Below are 17,420 nucleotides of genomic sequence, written 5' to 3' on the forward strand. Positions count from 1 at the left end.
TTACTGACTTATAAACTGATGAAATGATACTGAATGCCGGACTTGAAATCGGCCCGTGCATTCCCGAAGTCTTGCATCCCCCTGAGCGATGCCTCATAGGAGCCGGTCGCTTTCTTGGGGTAATACAGGTACACATGAATCTTCTCTTCCGGGCAGTTTGCAAACAATCCCATTCCCTTGGGTAAGAACTTGAGCAGCACACCGGACTGGCTGCTGAGCAGGTCCGTCTTAAGGAACGCTTCCGATACGAACAGGTGCAGGTTGATCTCCCGTGCATTCGCGAGGTTCTTGTCTTTGCTCAGGTGTTCGTCGATCATCTTCTTTTCCTCCCAGGTAGCCGGAAGTGGGGAAGAGCCGCTCGTTAGTCGGGACATCGCTTTGCGGGCCGAAGTGGCATTCGTGGTGATATCCGGCCGCTGCCCGTTGCTGATGTAAAAAGTAATGGCGCTGTTGTCCTTTCCGGCAGCCTCAATGGTCTTATCTACCTTGTCCATCATTTCTGAAGAGATGGAGGCCAGTTCGCTGTTGCGGCTGTTATCTACATACACAAAGTGGTAGGTGCCGGCGGCCGGCGGCTCGGGCTTATTGCGGAAGGACAGGAAAAAAGCCGATGTGAGCACGGCTGCCGTCAACAATATCTTTTTCATGTTGAATGTTTTAGTGGGTTATTCCGAATGTCTTACCTCGAGGGCAGTGATGCACTTGCGCTGCGGATCGCGGATCTGCTTTACCGATACGATCGTGGGCTGCATGAACATGAGGTGCTTGCAATAGCTGTTGAAGTCTTTTGTCTTCTCGCCCTTGTCGTTGAAGGTCACCTTCACGTCGTTGGGGCTGCACATGAATGCTGCCAGTGCCGTGAAGTTGGGGCGATACGCAGCTTCGCCTTTCGCGGAGATCTGCTGAAGGCGGCTCAGCACCGCACCGTCGGTCATCTCGCGCGCGGGAGGAGGGGCCGGAGTCCCGCCACCTCCGCTACCGCCACCACCGCCGGTGGGGACGACTGCATCCTTTCGTTTCACCACGATATCGAAAAGCGATTGCGCCTTCGTTTTCTCGTCCAGGGCCACGATGGTATACGGGCCCTCGTTCTGGTACGTATAGCTCACCGTCTGTCCCTGGCCGTCGATATCGAGCCCGTTCTCGCCGAACTTCCAGACGGCGTTGGAAGCACTCGGCGACTTAAGCGTCATCGTGATCTTCTCACCCACGAACGCGACCTTCGGCCCGCTGATCGCGGCGGCAGGTACCGGGATGCCCGGGCCGGCGTCGCGCACATACACCTCCTTGGTGCTGGTTGCGCTGCCGTTTACGGTGAGCGTAACCTTGAACACGCCCGGACGGGTAAACGCATGGCTTACCGACTGTCCGTCGCCCGTGCTGCCGTCACCAAAATCCCAGCTCCACTTGGAAGCGCCCGGAGTCTGGTCGTCGAATTGCACTTCGGCGTTCATCATCACGCTGTCGCGCGAGGAGGTGAAGGCAACAGCGCCCAGCTCTACCCCTTTTTTCGGGCGCGTCATTTTCCAGGCAAAGATGCCGGCAACAATCAGCAGGACGCCGGCAACAACAAATAGAAATCGTTTATCCATGGTAATCGTTATTTGGAATTAGAAGGGACGGTAGGTTTCGGTCCGCAGCTCTTGATACCGTTCTTCTGGTGGTCATCGAGATCACGCTTCCAGCGGGCACGGGGGTAGAACAGCGAGCGGGTGATAGAAAGGGAAACGCCATAGCTGCTAGCCTTCAGCTTATCGAAGCCGTTGAGCATGGTATTGTACCGGCCGCTCTCGTTGACCAGCTGGTATTGCGATGTGCTGTTGGTGAACGACGTGGTGCTGTAGAAGAAGCCCAGGTTCAGCGAGAAGTCGGGATTCACCTTGTAGCTGAGCGAAGGACGTACGAGAATGCCGACGCTGCTTTTCAGGGTGCTTTCGGTTGACTGGCTCGGGGCGGCGATGCCCAGGCCCACCGGGTAGCCGTTGCCGCGGAGTGCGGAGAAATAGCTTTCGGCGTTGCCGTGCTTGCTCACATAGTCGCGGGTGATGATCCAGTCGTTCTCTCCGGTGGTGGGGCTGTACACCGACTGGTTGTCGCTGTTAAACCGGTAAACCGCTTCATAATCAAAGGAGCCTTTTGCCGACTCCATCGTCGTCTTGGAGCTTACATTCAGCTGCGCGCCGGCTTCGATGCGGAAACCAAGCTTGCTGGAGATGTCGCCTTTGTAGATCAGCAGGATGGGAACAGACATCGTCGTGTTCTTGATCTCTTCGGAAAAGCTGCCGTTGCTGCTGATGATCTGGCGGTAGTCGAAGGGGCGGCCGGGGATATGCGCGTCGGTAGCCTTATACTGTACCCGGAAGGCGCTTCCTTCCATCGTGCCCTTCATCATCGTGTAGGCGATGCCCACGCCGATGCCGAAGTTGGCCTTTGTACCGAAGTAGCGCTCCACCTGTACAAAGCCGCCCATGACGCTGCCCGACTTGAAGTTCATGGTCGGAGCGCGAAAAGAGTCGGCATTGGCCTGCTGGTAGTTGGCGGCATAATTGGCCTGGGTGCCGTCGAATTTTCCGGTACCTCCCATAACACCCGCTGTGATCCACCATTTTGGCGGAACGGCGGACAGGGCTTTGACCTTAGCGATGTAGTTGGACCGGCTCACGCTGTCGCTGTAGCATTTCGCCCAGGCATCGTAGAGCTCTTTTACGCGGCGGATGGAATCAGCCACGAAGGTCCTGCGCTCGTTCTCGATGTTCTTCTCGCGAACCGTGGGGCAGCCATCGGCGCTGAAGAAGCCGGCTTCATTCGGGCACTTGTCGTTCTTGTCGGCCACGAAGTCGCGGTCGGCGTCGTTCACGTGGCGCACCTGGTAGCCCATCATGGCGATGTTGCTGATGGCGGCATTCGAGAAATCGTCGGTGAGGCGGATCGTGAGCTGCACGGTGTCCTTCGTTTCGAGAATGAGCTCGTTGTTGAAGAAGCTCTGGAGACTCTTGGCCAGCAGCACCTTCACGTTGCGGCTCCCGACCTCCTTGTAGGAGACGTTGGCGTTGGCGAGGCGCACCACGAAGCCGTCCTTGTTCAGCGCTTCTACCTTGCGCACAAAGTCCTGGACGCTTACCGTGCGCAGGTGGCCAGCAATGCCTTTCTTCTCGAGCAGGTCGCGGTAGCCCGTGAGGTTCTCCGCCTTCATATCGCGGTAGAAGTACTCGGGATGCACCTCGTTCGGGATCTGCGCATCCGGTGTGAAGAGACGGGCGAACGCCGCGGTGGCCTCCGGCGTGATCGTGCTCTTGCCCGGGGCAATGAACGACGAGTAGCGGATGTAGAGCGCCACGATCGAATCGGCCTTCTGCACGGCTGCTTTCTTCTGCTCGGCCGTGGGGCCCTGGGCACTGGCACCGACAGCGCCCAGGAGGGATATGATTACCAAAAGCTTTTTCATATACAGGGGTTAGAATGTGAGGGTTACTATTCTTTGATGAATTTGGCGGTCCAGGCGGCGCGGTCGGTGCCGGTGAGCGTTACGAAGTACAGGCCGGAGGGCAGCGCGCGCACATCGAGCGAAGCGCGGTTGAGCCCGGCGGTGTTGTCGATCTGGCGGCTCATCAGGGTGCGGCCGGAAACATCGGTCACGCGTACCGTGAAGCGGCCGGCGGGCAGGCTGCGGCCCAGCAGGTGCAGGGAGCCGCGCACCGGGTTCGGCGCTACCGTGAGCACGGCGGCAGGCGCTTCGGGCTGGGGAACCGGGAGGCTCACCCTGCGGTACGACTTGTTATAGTAGTTCTTCGAAGAACAGGCACCCTTGGTCACGATGGCATAGTAGTGTCGGTTCACCGTATCGGGAGCCGGCAGGAAGTAGCTCTGCATGCGCTCGTTGGGAACGTCGTTGCGTACCAGGTCCTTGGTATCGAAGCCCCACTGGTAGGTGTCCACCGTGTTGCGCAGGTGCACGAAGTGCTGGCCGTTGTGGATCACCATCGACTGCAGGTTGTCGGCGCCGCCGGTGATATCCACCAGTCTCGTAGCAGCCGCGCTCGTACACGCAACATTGTGATAGGTAGCGATGCTGCGTACATTGATGGTGGCGTCGTTCGGCGACAGGAAGGAAATGATGGCATTGCTGGTAGCGGTGCCGGCGCCGATGTTGCGGGCCACGGTGACGGCCGTATCGATGAAGTTGGAAGCCGGCGTGGTGCCCGCGTCGGTGATGCTCCAGGTGAACTTCACATTCGCGTCGTTCATATCGGCACCGGTAGCGGTAAAGTTCTGGTGGCGCGAGAACTGGCAGAGCGCGGCTGTGGTGGTGGTGATCACCGGTGGCGCCGGGATCGGGTTCACATTCACACGAACGGAGAACGGGTTGCTCAGGCAGGAGCCTACGGAGGCGCCGCCGGTAGCGCGGACCGTGTAGGTCAGGAAGGCTGCCGCGTTCGACGTGGGGTTATTAAGTGTTTGGCTGATCGTAGCCAGACCCGTTGCCTGTGCCGAGCCGTTGGTGACTGCGCCGGGAGGCGAGCTCACCGGGGCCGTCCAGGTGTACGTGGTACCCGTCGGAACGATGTTGGTGGGCTGGGCGTTGGCGTAGGTCAAGGTAAACGCTGCACCGCTGCAGATGGTCAGGACCGTATCGCGCATCTTCGGCTTCGGGTTCACCGTCACGTTCACGGTGAAGTTGGCGCCCACGCAGTTGCCGGCGGCACCCGAGGTCGGCGTTACGGTGTACGGCGCAACGAGCGCTGCGTTGGTGTTGTTGGTGAGCGTTCCGGTGATGCTGGCCGCGGCGTTGCCTGCAGCCCCGCCGGTGAGTCCGGTGGGCAGTGTCGGAGCCGTCCAGGTGTAGGTGGTGAGGTTGGGAATGATCGTCGTCGGTGACGCATCTACCGGGCTCAGGGTGAACTGGGCATCGCTGCAAACAGTCACCGTTTGGGGACTGGGGACCACAGGCTTTGCGTTCACAGTGACCGTGACGTTGAACGGAGCGCCCGGGCAGCTGCCGGCAGCACCCGAGGTCGGCATTACGTTATAGACGACCATCACCGCTGCGTTCGTATTGTTCTTCGGAGCCCCGGAGATATTGGTAGCATTGTTGCCGGCGGCAAGATTGGAAAGTCCCGGGGCACTCGGTTGCGCCCAGCTGTACGTGGTGTTCGCAGGAACGATCGTTCCGGGCAGGCTGGTGGCCGGGTTTACCGTGAACGTGGCGTCACTGCAAATGACCTGGTTTTGTGCGGGGATAGCCGGCGTCGGATTAGCCGTGATCGTAAAGGTCACCGGGGCGCCCGTGCAACCATCGGCCGTAGGCGTTACGGTGATAGTCGACGTTTGTACAATGTCGCTGTTCACCAGCGTGGTGAATGACGCAATGTTGCCGCTGCTTGTAGCTGCAGCAAGGCCGAAGTTGGTGTTGCTGTTGGTCCAGTTGTACGTAGTCGGCGAAACGATACCGCTAAAATTGACAGCATTCGTGGAAGTGCCGGCGCAAACGGTCTGATTCGCTATCGGGTTCACCGTCGGTGTCGGCTTGATCGTCACTGTAGCGGCAGCGGTTACCGCGGCGCAGCCACCGGCAACTGGGGTTGCGTAGGTCACCGTGTACACGGTATTACCCGACAGGTTGGTGTTGGAGGTACTCGGGTTGAAGGTGCCCGTGCCTGCTGCGAACGCATCGAGCGTGTAAGCGGGTGTACCCACTGTAACCGGAACGTAGGTGTAGGTGCCGCCGGTATACGCGTTGGTGCCGGTAAGCGTCGGAACGGCCGTGGTCAGATCCTTACAGAACGGCGTTCCTGCATACGAAAGCGTGGCGGTCGGGCGGGCCGTGATGGTGACGCTGGCCGTAGCCGTTACCGCGGCGCAGCCGCCCGCTACCGGTGTGGAGTAGGTCACCGTATAAGTGCCCGCCGTGGACGTGCCGGTGTTGATGGCGCCGGTTGCCGCGTTGATGCTCAGACCCGCAGGAGCACTGTAGGTACCGCCGGTATAGGCGTTGGTGCCATTCAGCGTCGGGTTTACCGTACCGGCATTGGAGCAGTACGGGGTACCGGCATAAGAAAGGGTGGCGGTCGGGCGCGCCGTGATCGTTACCGATGCGGTCGCAGTTACTGCGGCGCAGCCGCCGGCAACGGGGGTAGCATAGGTGACTGTGTACGTACCAGCCGTAGAGGTACCGGTATTGATAGCGCCTGTGGTGGCGTCGATCGAAAGTCCTGCGGGTGCGCTATAGGATCCACCCGTGTAGGCATTCGTACCGCCCAGGGTCGGGTTCACCGTACCGGCATTGCTGCAATAAGGCGTTCCGGCGTAAGCTAGCGTTGCTGTCGGGCGGGCCGTTATGGTTACGCTGGTGGTCGCGGTCACCGCGGTGCAACCGCCGGCAGCCGGAGTCGAGTAGGTAACGGTATAGGTACCAGCAGTGGACGTGCCTGTATTGATGGCGCCTGTAGCGGCATCGATCATAAGGCCCGCGGGGGCGCTGTATGTTCCGCCCGTGTAGGCGTTCGTTCCGGCAAGTGTGGGATTCACGGTACCGGCATTGCTGCAATAAGGCGTACCTGCGTAAGAAATGGTTGCCGTGGGTCGGGCGGTAATGGTGACGCTGGCCGTAGCCGTTACCGCGGCGCAGCCGCCCGCTACCGGTGTGGAGTAGGTCACCGTATAAGTGCCCGCCGTAGAGGTGCCGGTATTGATGGCGCCCGTCGTGGCATTGATGCTAAGTCCTGCCGGAGCGCTGTAAGAGCCGCCCGTATAGGCGTTGGTGCCATTGAGCGTCGGGTTTACGGTGCCGGCGTTGCTGCAGAAGGGAGTACCTGTATAAGAGAGCGTCGCTGTGGGGCGCGCCGTGATCGTTACCGATGTGGTTGCGGTTACTGCCGCGCAGCCGTCAGCCGCCGGTGTTGAATAAGTAACCGTGTAGGTGCCGGCGGTAGACGTGCCTGTATTGATGACACCCGTCGTGGCATTGATCGAAAGACCCGCGGGTGCACTAAAGGTGCCACCGGTATAAGCATTCGTGCCAGTCAGTGTCGGGTTGATCGTGCCGGCATTGCTGCAGAAGGGAGTACCTGTATAAGAGAGCGTTGCCGTCGGGCGGGCCGTGATGGTCACACTGGCTGTAGCCGTAGCTGCGGCGCAGCCGCCGGCTGCCGGAGTCGAGTAGGTAACGGTATAAGTACCAGCGGTAGAAGTACCCGTGTTGATGGCACCCGTTGTGGTATTGATCGAAAGACCTGCGGGTGCGCTATAGGTTCCGCCGGTGTAGGCATTGGTACCATTCAGCGTGGGGCTGATGGTGCCGGCATTGCTGCAGAACGGCGTTCCTGCATAAGAAAGTGTAGCGGTGGGAGGCGCTGTGATCGTAACCGTAGCGGTCGGCGTCTGGATACCGCAACCGCCGCCGGCATCGACGGTGTAGGTCACCGTATAAGTACCAGGTGTGGACGTTGCCGGTTCGAAAGTGCCGGTTGCAGCATCGAAGTTACCGAGACCAGATTGGGCGAGGGAAGCGTTCACATAGGAATAGGTCCCGCCTGCAGCGCCGGTGCGGGTAACGGAAGCGGAGGCTGCAGAAGTGCAATACGGGCTTCCGGTATAGCTGATGGCTGCGGTCGGGTTCACCGTAATGTCAAACGTCTTCGCCGTTCCGGCCGTAGCGCAGGCAACGATGAAGTTGCCGAGTGCGATGGGCGAGCTTCCCGCGGCAACAGGCCCCGTCACCGCGTTCGTAGCCGTATTGATCACCGAGAGGTTGTTGGAGTTCTTATTGGCAACGTAGGCCTGGGTGCCATCCGGGGTTACCGACACACCATAAGGATAGTCGCCCACATTAACCGTAGCAGTCACCGTATTGGAAGCCGTGCTGATCACCGATACATTGTCGCTGCCGCTGTTGGCCACGTATACCTTGGTGCCGTCGGGCGATACGGCTACACCGAGTGGCGCATCGCCAACGACGATCGTAGCCACAACCGTGTTGGAGCCCGTATTCACCACCGATACGTTGTCGGAGCCGTTGTTGGCGACGTACACGAACTGGCCGTTGGGCGTCACCGCCACCCCATGGGGAGCCGTGCCCACCGGTATGTTCGTAACCGCGTTGGTAGTGGTATTTACCGACGCGAGGCTGTTGCCGGTGGCGCTGGCCACATACAGGCGCGCGCCGTCGGGGCTCACCGCCATGCCCTCGGGGCTGGGCACGTTCGCCATAAAGGTGGAAACGTTGGTAGCGGCATCGATCCGCGAAACCGTACCGGCCGAAAAACCGCCCACGTACACGCGGCTTCCGTCCGGGCTGGCCACGAGGCCATGCGGGTTCGTATGGTTGATGGTAGCCGTAACGGTATTGGTGGCCGTGCTGATGACGGAAACGTTATCGCTGCCGCTGTTGGAAACGAATACCTTGTTCCGGTCGGGCAGCACTGCTACGCCGAACGGAAAGGACCCGACCGTGATCGGGCTCCCGATGGAGGCCCCGGTAGCCAGGTTGATCACCGAAACCGTTCCGGCATTGACGTTGTTCGGAATATACGCCCTGCCGGTCAGCACCGGAGTTACCGTGATCGTTGCGGTCACCGCGGCATTGGTGGCGTTGGTGGCGCTGAAAGCCGGAATGTTCCCGGATCCGCTGGCCACCAGCCCGATCGACGGGGTGTTATTCGTCCATGTGAAGGAAACGCCGCCGGGCGTGCCCGAGAAGTTCACCGCAGTGGTGTTGGTGCCAGCGCACACCGTTTGGTTCGTGGGCTGGACCACCGACGCCGGGCACTGCGCCTGGGCGGTGAAGACAGATGTACATGCAAGGCTGAGCGCCAGCAGGACTTTTCTCATAAAGCAATGTTTAGTTCCGATTGATAAAAACGTGATAGCAGTGGTGTATTGAATCTTCTGTTGGTCATTAGTAGCGTGGCGTACTGAGGGCGGCTTCGAGCGCCTGCACCCTGTTTCGCTTCTCCGCCAGCTGCTCGCGCAGGGTTTGGTCGTTACGCTTATAGGTCATGGCGCTTGCCTTCGCCTCGAGCGTTCGCTCATAAAGCCGGTGGATCCGCTGCAGGTAAGATGTCTTGCTGGAATCTTCGCCCGCTGCCGGCTGCGCCATCCGGCCGAAGTCGTTGACGAGCGTCATGGCTTTTTGCTGCTCGAAGGAAGGATTGCTGCTCCGCTCGATCGCGTTGAGCGACGCGTCGATGGAATCCATCTTTGCGATGATGTCGCGCTGATTGCGGAAGAAGGACTTCGTTTCGTCGTACTGCTTCTTCTGCTGCTCGCTCAGGGCATGCGGCACCTCGAAGTCGAAGTTGAGCGCGAAAACGAGGATCATAACGGTGGCAATAAACAGGAACAGGAATTGCCAGAAGAGCGAGTTCCGCTCCTTGTGGTTCAAAGGCTTCATAAGCAGTATTACAAGTTATCAGTTACAGTGTCGGGTGAACCGTAAAGTCAGGGCATGGAGGTGCCGGCCCGTCTTAACGGTTACATTTTTCAGCATCGGTGCCACGCCGTGGCCGGGCCACGGGTTAAGCCATAGGTAAGGAAGCCGGGGTCACCGGCAGGTGTAGATCAGCAGTTAGGTCGTTTCGGTGCGGGTCAACAGTTAGCGGTCATAAGCAGGGCATTAGTCAAGCAGGGAAAAGCCCTTCTTGCGCGCCTGGGTTTGTTCACGGAGGATAAAGTCTTTCTCTTTGCGACGGCCGATGAGCTCGAGCTCGTTGAGCTTCTCCAGCAGGTCTTTCCAGCGGGAGAGGAACAGGAACACGGGGCCGAAGCTTCGTTGTATGTTGAAATGGTCGTATTGCAGTTCCATCGCGTTGGCCAGCATGTCTTCAAAGGCCGACGGGTTGATCTCGTTCCACTCCTTGAAGTACTGCAGCATCTCCTCTTTCTCTTTCTCCGGCATGAAGTCGAGCTCGACCTTCAGCCAGTTGGCGAGCTGCGCCGCGCCTTCCGCGATGTACACGGGCGAGTGGTGCGGCCAAATGTTGCGATAAGCGAAAAAGATGGAAGCGATATAGTGTGTGCTGGCGGCGCAGAGTTTACGCACGTTCTGGGCCAGTGGCGTGTTCTGCGACTTGGCTACGATCTTTTGCACGATGCTCGTGCTGTACTCCTGGATCGAGCTGAAAAGCGTACCCAGTGTATTGTAATGCTGCACCATCGCGGGGTGTCCCTTGATCGTGGCACAGGGCGGTATGTAATGATTATCGAGCACCACCTCGTCGCCGCGGCGCTCGAAGCGGGCCACCGGGATGTGGAAGGCGCCGAGCTCGTGCACCGCGATGTCTTCCTCGGCAATGATGTGCATCTCGTAACGCGGGCGCGTATACGGGTTGCGCGGGGGCGTCTCGCTCGGGTCGGGGTCGCCCGCAGGTTGCCGGTTGAAGGGGTTGGCCGTCAGGATCGCCATGAACGACTCGGGGCGGCTGTTGCCGACGGCCATCGACACGTGATCGAGGCGGTCCTCGCAAAAGATCTCCAGGTTATCCTGGGGGAGTATTTCGATGCGGATACCGCCGATGGTGACGGCGCGGCACAAGGTGAGGCTGATCTTGAAATCGGAAGACTGCGCCTTCAGCACCTTCACCTCCACCGACTTCTTGTCGCCGGGGCCCGGCGAGAGCAGCCCGAAGCTGTAGGGGGTGCGGGCAATGCTGTTGGCATCCCTGATCGCATCCAGGAGCGCATTCTCGCTGTCAACGAAATGCTGCTTGTGGATCTTCATCCCGTCGATCCAATTGGTAGCCTGGTATTTGATATATGGGTTCATGATTACAGTCAGTTGAGGTCTTCCACACGAACGCGCTTGGCGAGGATCACCAGCTTCTCGTTGATCGAATTGTCTTTAATGGTGAGGTCGGGGTCCACGTAGCGCTTCGAGCGCAGCAGCGTCGGCTTCGTGAAGAACATCCAGCCGTGCGGATGCTTGCCTTCGTCTACGTACTGGATGGGCGCGTCCTCGAACTTGTAGTTGTAGTTGTTGATGAAGGAGCGGAACCAGTCGGAAAAGCGCATGTCGAGCGGGGCGCGGGCCTTGAAGTTGGTGATCGATGTGTCGTTGGGCGACTTGGAGAACTCGAGCTCCACGATCAGGATCTTGTTGAGGTCGATGCTGTCGAAATCGGGCTCCGGCTCGTCGAGCGGGTAATACCAGACCTTGAAGATCTCGGGCGGGATGGCGGCGAGCAGGTCGAGCGTGAGGAGGAAGAGGTGGGGCACCACGAACAGCAGGATGCTCGAGCCAAACATCGGACCCATCTCAGAGCCGGTCAGGTGTTCAAACAGGAGGGTAAAGCCGACGAAGCCAAAGGCGGCGTTCGCGAACACGAGTGCCGCTTCGGAGATTCCCTTCTTTTCGAAGGAGCCAAAGAACTCCTTGCGCAGGAGGCGGCTGTACACGATGCCAAGGCCCAGGTAGACCACTTGCAGCAGTACGTACCACCAGGTAGTGTCGAAGATGGAGGAGAGCTTGCCTGCAAAGGCCGGGAGGGTGATCACGATCGCGCCCACGAGCAGGAAGAGCACTGCCTTTTTATTACGGGCATTCACGCTCCCCGAGTTCAACACCAGGAAGGTGACGATGGCGATCACACCAATCACTGCAGCTACAATCAAATAAGCCATTGACTACCCGGGTTTGTTTGGTTACACGTAAGAATTGATACTTAAATATATCGGTTCGGTATCGGAACTCAAAGCTTTGGTCCTGCTTTTTTTCGATACTTCGAGGTCGATGCGATAGGCCGCCGCCGCGGGCATCAGGAAGGGGATCAGGTAGTCGAGCAGCCTGCGGTTCTTACCTCCGGTAAAGAAGTCGGGCAGCTCGTGACCCGGTATCTCACTGATGCAGATGATGTAGTGCACCTCCTCGATCTCTACGCTGTCGCCGGCGATCGCGTTGATCCCCAACTGCATACGTCCGAGCCGAGGCAACACCTGCGCGGTCCGTACCGCAGTTCTCCGGAACTCCTTGCGGAGCGATACCGGGTAGCCGATCAGCAGGTCGAGGCAGTAGGCCATGCGCACGAGGTCGCCGCGGATCTTGTGTACCACGGGCAGCAGGTGCAGCAAGGACATCAGCTGCTGGTCGTTGAGCAGCGACGAGTCGCCAAAGAGGTTTTCAAACAGCTCGCGCTTGCCCTGCAGCGACTCGGCTCCGTCGAGCGAGCGCTCCTTGAGCTCCAGCTGCAGCCTCCGGTGCAGGAACTCGTTCTCGAAGGGCCCGAAGAAGGCCCGTGCATCGGCCTCCTGGCGGCGGCTGATCCGGATGTCGTCCAGCACATGCTCCTTCGTCTTGACGCGGCGCTTCTCGTTGTTATAGTGAAAGATGCCTTCCGGGAGCATGTCGTACAGCCCCTCGCGGTTCAGTTCCACTACGAGCTGCGGGTCCCCGTCCTCCTTTACATCGTCGTACACGGCCGCAATGTCGCGGCCCGTGGCGCGGTGAAAAGAGCTGACGGTCTTAAAATAGATCTGCTCCTGGGGCAGGCCTGCATGGATCAACTCGGCGGCATACACCTCTCCCCGGACGTCCGATGGGACCTTGGAAAATTCATGTGCAATGCTTTCGGTGGTGGCAGGCATGTCTTGGTCGGATTATTCTCGATGAGCGGATGTAAAAGTAGATTTTTATATATGTCAGGACAATACCTGAAAGTGGGTATTTTTACTACGAGCGCTTCGTTGTACCTTGATTTCTAATTAGCTGCAACTGCTCATGAAGACCGTATTATTACTGGACGCCGCGCGTATGGACGCACATTTCGAGACGGCCAGCTCCTTTACGCTACAGCGGTTTTCCCTTTACGCGCACCCCAAGAACGACCTCCTGCATTCGGTAGCACCCTGGATCTTCGAATATCCCGGCCCGCCCGCCTTCGCAGAATTTTTCCGGACCGAAGGCTGGGGACAAAGCTGGGGCGTACTGGTGGGCTCCGGTGCGGACATCAACGAGCTGCACCGCCACTTCCGCAGGTTCCTCACCGTGCGCCTCGAGGATGGCGAGGAATTGTACTTCCGCTTTTACGACCCGCGGGTACTCCGGGTGTTCCTGCCCACGTGCAGCCCGGCGCAGCTCCAGGAGTTCTTTGGCCCCGTCGGCACCTTTATCGTGGAAGACGAGGATCCGCAGTTTGCCCTCCTGTACCGGCTGCAGCGTGGCGTGCTGCACACCGAGCGCCGCTCCGCCGCCGATGTGCTGCAGGAGCCGAAGACAGCAATGGCAGGCGCGCAGCCGGGAAGCAGCGTGGCGGCCCCTACGCCAACTGCCGCCACACCGGCCGTACCGGAGCTGCCCCACGCCGAGCTGCCGAAGAAGCCCGCCCCTCCCAAATGGCGCATGTTCGACTAGCGGCGTTTTTGAATCGATCACGCTGCTCTTTGTCGTGAGGCGTCAGGCGTGAGGGGAACCTTCCTGCTGCCGGACACTTTTCCTCACGCCTGACGCCTCACGCTTCACGTCTCAAGACGTCCCGGAGCGGGCTCCAAACTTTTTGCACTAACTCAACTGCCATGGATAACGTATTCTTCGAAACTAGGAACAGCGACCGCAACCGCAAGGCCGGCCTTGTACACAAGCAGGTGCAGCTGCTCGGGCGCCGCAACGGGATGGTCTATTTTGTGACCGTTCCGGAGCAGGCCTATTACGGCTATTGCAGCGAAGCCCTCTTCGGCAAGGAATTCACCGAAACGAAAGAAGCGCCGGAGGCCCCGGCTCCTGTGCCGGAAGACCTGTCGGCGCTTCCATTCCAAAAATATCAGTGAGGGCTTACCTGCGCTGGGCACGGTAGGCCTGCAGCACAGGGGCTTCCACCTCGATCGTGTTGCCGGACAGCTGCACCCTGGCAGGCTCGTTGCCGGCGGGCTGCGACAGCTTTTCCACGAGCTGGCGTACCTCTTTAAAACGGACCACGTTCTGCTTGGCTTCTGCGAGCACGCTGTTGAACTGGCCGGCCTTGCGGTTGAAGTCGGCATCAGAGATCCCCCCTTTCGCGGGCGTGGTGGCCGTAGCACCGGTGCGCAACGGGATATCGCCCAGCGACTCTACGATCGGGATGATGGCGGCGAGCGAGTAGGTCTTGATCAGGGAGCTATCGAGGTTTTGCAACACGGAGTACTGATCTTCGATGGCCGTGCGCAGCGATTCCATCTTCAATTCGGCGGCTTTAAGCGCGGTCTTGTCTTGGTCGGCCAGGAAAGCCGTGAGCACCGGCGTGTGGTCTACCGCCAGCACCTTGTAGGAAAGGCCGCTGACCGAATCGATGCCCTGGAAGGCGCGCGGGCGCACGAAGAGCGATCCTGTGGTGGTATCGGCCGGGAGCGCCACTTCCTGCTCGGCCGCGGTGAAGGCGAACTCCTCGGCTACCGGACGCGACACATAGCTGCGGGCGCCCACGACTACCTTTTCGGCGAAGTTGAGCCCGGTAACGAACAGGAGCTGGTACTCACCGGTAGCCAGCTTCTTGTCGTTGATCTCGGTCATGCAGGAGCGAAGGAAGTATTCGTGGCTCGGGTCCTGGATCACCTGGATGGAAGATTTGTCGCCGGCCTGCCACTGCTCGGTATGCGCGTTCAGCACGTCCCAGCGCAGCTCCAGCGGGCCTGCGGGCGACGCCGTGGCCAGGAGGGTGCCCAGGAAGGGACCAACCGCCTCGGTACTCTTCGGGGTCACGATGAGCTGCGTGGAGCGGCTCGTTTTCTCGGAGCGGAATACGGTCGACTCGTTCTTCCAGAAGGTAGGCGTAAGCGCGATGAGCGCCCCGGTCTTGGGGCTGTAGAAAAGGAAGGAGCCCAGCGGCGGCAGTTCACCTTTGGCAAAGCGAACGCTGTCGGTAAACGGCTTCAGGAGGGCGTCGTTGCGGAGGCGGTTCTGCACGTCGGCGGCCCCAAGGGCCTGGATGCGCCCGGGCACGGGCAGGATCAAGCGTACGACGTTGCTCGCCGAGGAGCTGAGGCTGTCGAACAGGCGCTCGAAGGCAAGGGTGCGTTGGCCCTGATAGTCGCCGTACACGCGCACACGCTCGTTCTTGCTCAGTTTGTATTCAAGGTCCTTGATCTCGTTGGGGTTGAGGTTGAGCAGGAACTTGAGCTCACCCGGCTCGTCGGGCTTACCTACCTGGATATAGACCGCGAGGGTTTTATCGGAAAAATTGACCAGCTTGAAATCGAACTTCTTGGCGTTGCCGGCAACAGCCCATCCCAGCATCAGCAACAGGGCAAATACACGTCTCATAATCAGTGGTTTAGCGAAGGTGTTTTGGTTGAAAGCAAATGGAAAAGCCCCATAGGAAAGGCGATACAGACAGCTAAGATATTAAAAAAATTACATGGAAGTGGGGGGCAGGCAGCAAAGAATTTTGTGCAGCGCCGCCGGCGAAGCCCCGCGGGAAGCGCTGTATCGCGGCTTCCGGTGGCCCAATTTTTTTATCCGTTTCTTCCATGTCAAAGCCCGTATTCACCACCAAATCCTCGACGATCCACAAGGTGGATTACAACGAGAAGGAAAAGACGCTGGAGATCGAATTCCGCAGTGGGAATATGTACCGCTACTACAACGTGCCGGCCCGGATGTGGAGGGTGTTCCAGCTCTACATCGAATGCGAGGGCTCCGCAGGCTCCTTCTTCAACGAGTACATCAAGAACCAGTTCACGAGCGAAAAGCTGAAGAGCGGCGCCGGCGAGGAGGAGTAATGTGCTGATAGCGGAATGGAGTCAAAACCTTCGGGAATGCTCCTGAAAATAGGGCGCTGCGTACAGAGCGCCTTTGGTTCCTACTTACCAATAAACGAATAGACCAATAAACGATGGAGGGACCCAGCCTCGTGATCCTGAAAGAGCAGGCGCAGAAGTTCGTCGGAAAGCCGGTAGTAGCCGCTACCGGGGCGGCACGCATCGACTTCGACCGGATCTCCGGCCAGACGCTCCGCAAGCTCGCCACCTGGGGCAAGCACTTCCTGATGGTCTTCGACGACTGCTACATCCGGATCCACTACCTGATGTTCGGCAACTACTACATCGACAGCCAGCATTACAACCCCGAGAAAGTATCCAAGCTCACCCTGCAGTTCCGCAACGGCGAATGGAACAACTACAACTGCGCCGTGAAGATACTCGAAGGCACCGATCTCGATGCCGCCTACGACTGGAGCACCGACCTCATGAGCGACCACTGGAACCCCGCCGCTACCCGCAAAAAGCTGAAGGCCGCCCCCGACCGCCTCGTGAGCGACGTGCTCCTCGACCAGGCACTCTTTTCCGGCCTCGGCAACATCATGAAGAACGAAACCCTCTTCCGCACCCGCATCCACCCCGAAAGTCGCGTGGGCGCGCTGCCCGACAAGCTGCTCAAACAACTCGTGGACGAGGCGCGCACCTATGCGTTCGACTTCCTGCGCTGGAAGCAGGAAGGCACACTCAGGAAACACTGGGAGGCACATACGAAAAAGGTCTGCCCGCGCTGCGAAGGCCCCCTCACAAAGGAGCATACCGGCGTTACGCCGCGCCGCAGCTTCTACTGTGCCCGCTGCCAGAAGCTGTACGTGTAGCTGTCTATTGGTCTATTGGTAAGGAGGAGGGCGTTCTCAGGGCTGGGATCGTCAAGGTTGGCCATTGTTGCGCAGGAAACAGGGTCTTGCCGAACGACCAATCAAAAATCCGAAATCGCGAACCTGAACTCCGGGATCAAACAGTGAGATCCACCTGCGCCAGCCCTACATCTGAGATCCAAGATCTGAGAACCAAGATCTGAGATCTCTGCGATCTCCCTAGCGCGCCAGCAGCACCCGCTCCGTGCGCCAGCCGGCTCCCTCCACAAAATAGCGCAGCAGGTACGTGCCCGCAGCATAGCGGCCGAGCTCGAGCCGGAGCTGCCGGCTATTGCTACCCTGCAGGTGCTGAACTGTGCGGCCATGCATATCCGTTAGCCACAGTGTTGTGACGCGGGCGTTTGCTTCCAGGACGATCCCGCCCCGTGTTGGATTGGGATAGACGCGCGACGCCGGCTCCCTTTTTGTCTGGACAGGCGCCTCGATCTCCCGTACGATCCGCAAACCGCCCGCCAGGCAGCGGAAGGAACCGCAAAGGCCTTTCTCGTGCCGGGATCTAAAACAGCCACCGGACCGCACTAACACCACATCCAGCTCGGTTTTGGGAACAAGCCGTACGTCCAGTGCCTCATCGTCCCATAGAGGCACCACACCCGTTTCGAAGGAGCCCGCGCTTACCAGCAGCCGGCCCGGACGACGCGCCACGGGAAAGGAGAAGTAACCGGCCGAATCGGCCAGCGCAACCGGAACGCCGTTCGCATCGGCGATGGTAGCAAAAGGCACGGGTCTTCCCGTGGTGTCGGAAACCTGGCCGCGTACCCGTTGCTGGGCCAAAGCGCAAACGGAAAGGCAACAGGAGAGCAACAGTAGATATACGGATCGCATGGA

General features: G+C 59.4%; 14 protein-coding genes. 4 read left to right on the plus strand and 10 right to left on the minus strand.

The window, feature by feature from the left end:
• Nucleotides 1-8: 8 nt before the first annotated feature.
• The 8 genes from ABD937_RS21620 to ABD937_RS21655 form a co-directional block, all read right to left on the minus strand.
• Nucleotides 9-647: a hypothetical protein gene (locus tag ABD937_RS21620; RefSeq protein ID WP_345258059.1), complete on the minus strand. Its 639-nt coding sequence runs from the start codon at nt 645-647 to the stop codon at nt 9-11.
• Between the two features lie 18 nt (nt 648-665).
• The gene (locus ABD937_RS21625) at nt 666-1,592 is read right to left on the minus strand and encodes a PKD domain-containing protein (RefSeq protein ID WP_345258060.1); all 927 of its coding nucleotides are present in this window, start codon (nt 1,590-1,592) and stop codon (nt 666-668) included.
• Between the two features lie 8 nt (nt 1,593-1,600).
• Entirely contained in the window at nt 1,601-3,445 is a 1,845-nt protein-coding gene (locus ABD937_RS21630; protein WP_345258061.1) for a porin family protein, read from the minus strand.
• Nucleotides 3,446-3,471: 26 nt separating this feature from the next.
• The gene (locus tag ABD937_RS21635; RefSeq protein WP_345258062.1) at nt 3,472-8,826 is read right to left on the minus strand and encodes a PKD-like domain-containing protein; all 5,355 of its coding nucleotides are present in this window, start codon (nt 8,824-8,826) and stop codon (nt 3,472-3,474) included.
• A 67-nt stretch (nt 8,827-8,893) separates the two neighbouring features.
• Complete coding sequence (gene tssO / locus ABD937_RS21640; protein ID WP_345258064.1) at nt 8,894-9,388, minus strand: type VI secretion system TssO; 495 nt, start codon at nt 9,386-9,388, stop codon at nt 8,894-8,896.
• Nucleotides 9,389-9,610: 222 nt separating this feature from the next.
• Nucleotides 9,611-10,759 carry a hypothetical protein gene (locus ABD937_RS21645; protein ID WP_345258065.1) on the minus strand — a complete coding sequence of 383 codons (1,149 nt, stop codon included), beginning with the start codon at nt 10,757-10,759 and terminating at the stop codon, nt 9,611-9,613.
• 8 nt (nt 10,760-10,767) lie between these two features.
• Nucleotides 10,768-11,613 (minus strand): TssN family type VI secretion system protein, encoded by an 846-nt coding sequence (locus ABD937_RS21650; protein ID WP_345258066.1) that lies wholly within the window; start codon nt 11,611-11,613, stop codon nt 10,768-10,770.
• A gap of 21 nt (nt 11,614-11,634) precedes the next feature.
• Nucleotides 11,635-12,573, minus strand: coding sequence for a type VI secretion system baseplate subunit TssG (locus ABD937_RS21655; protein ID WP_345258068.1), 939 nt, complete (start codon nt 12,571-12,573; stop codon nt 11,635-11,637).
• 133 nt (nt 12,574-12,706) lie between these two features.
• Here ABD937_RS21655 and ABD937_RS21660 point away from each other — a divergent pair, with 133 nt between their 5' ends.
• Nucleotides 12,707-13,339, plus strand: coding sequence for a DUF4123 domain-containing protein (locus tag ABD937_RS21660; protein WP_345258069.1), 633 nt, complete (start codon nt 12,707-12,709; stop codon nt 13,337-13,339).
• 161 nt (nt 13,340-13,500) lie between these two features.
• On the plus strand, nt 13,501-13,752 hold the full coding sequence (locus ABD937_RS21665) for a hypothetical protein (RefSeq protein WP_345258070.1): 252 nt from the start codon (nt 13,501-13,503) through the stop codon (nt 13,750-13,752).
• 4 nt (nt 13,753-13,756) lie between these two features.
• Here ABD937_RS21665 and ABD937_RS21670 read toward each other — a convergent pair whose 3' ends face one another.
• Nucleotides 13,757-15,220 carry a hypothetical protein gene (locus tag ABD937_RS21670; RefSeq protein WP_345258071.1) on the minus strand — a complete coding sequence of 488 codons (1,464 nt, stop codon included), beginning with the start codon at nt 15,218-15,220 and terminating at the stop codon, nt 13,757-13,759.
• A gap of 206 nt (nt 15,221-15,426) precedes the next feature.
• On the opposite strand from ABD937_RS21670, the gene ABD937_RS21675 reads away from it, so the two are divergent.
• Nucleotides 15,427-15,678, plus strand: coding sequence for a KTSC domain-containing protein (locus ABD937_RS21675; protein WP_345258073.1), 252 nt, complete (start codon nt 15,427-15,429; stop codon nt 15,676-15,678).
• 113 nt (nt 15,679-15,791) lie between these two features.
• Nucleotides 15,792-16,532, plus strand: coding sequence for a DNA-formamidopyrimidine glycosylase family protein (locus ABD937_RS21680; protein ID WP_345258075.1), 741 nt, complete (start codon nt 15,792-15,794; stop codon nt 16,530-16,532).
• Nucleotides 16,533-16,751: 219 nt separating this feature from the next.
• Here the strand turns inward: ABD937_RS21680 and ABD937_RS21685 are convergent, their stop codons facing one another.
• Nucleotides 16,752-17,417: a T9SS type A sorting domain-containing protein gene (locus ABD937_RS21685; protein WP_345258076.1), complete on the minus strand. Its 666-nt coding sequence runs from the start codon at nt 17,415-17,417 to the stop codon at nt 16,752-16,754.
• Nucleotides 17,418-17,420 lie beyond the last annotated feature (3 nt).

It is taken from the genome of Flaviaestuariibacter amylovorans (assembly GCF_039541815.1).
GTDB lineage: Bacteria > Bacteroidota > Bacteroidia > Chitinophagales > Chitinophagaceae > Flavisolibacter > Flavisolibacter amylovorans.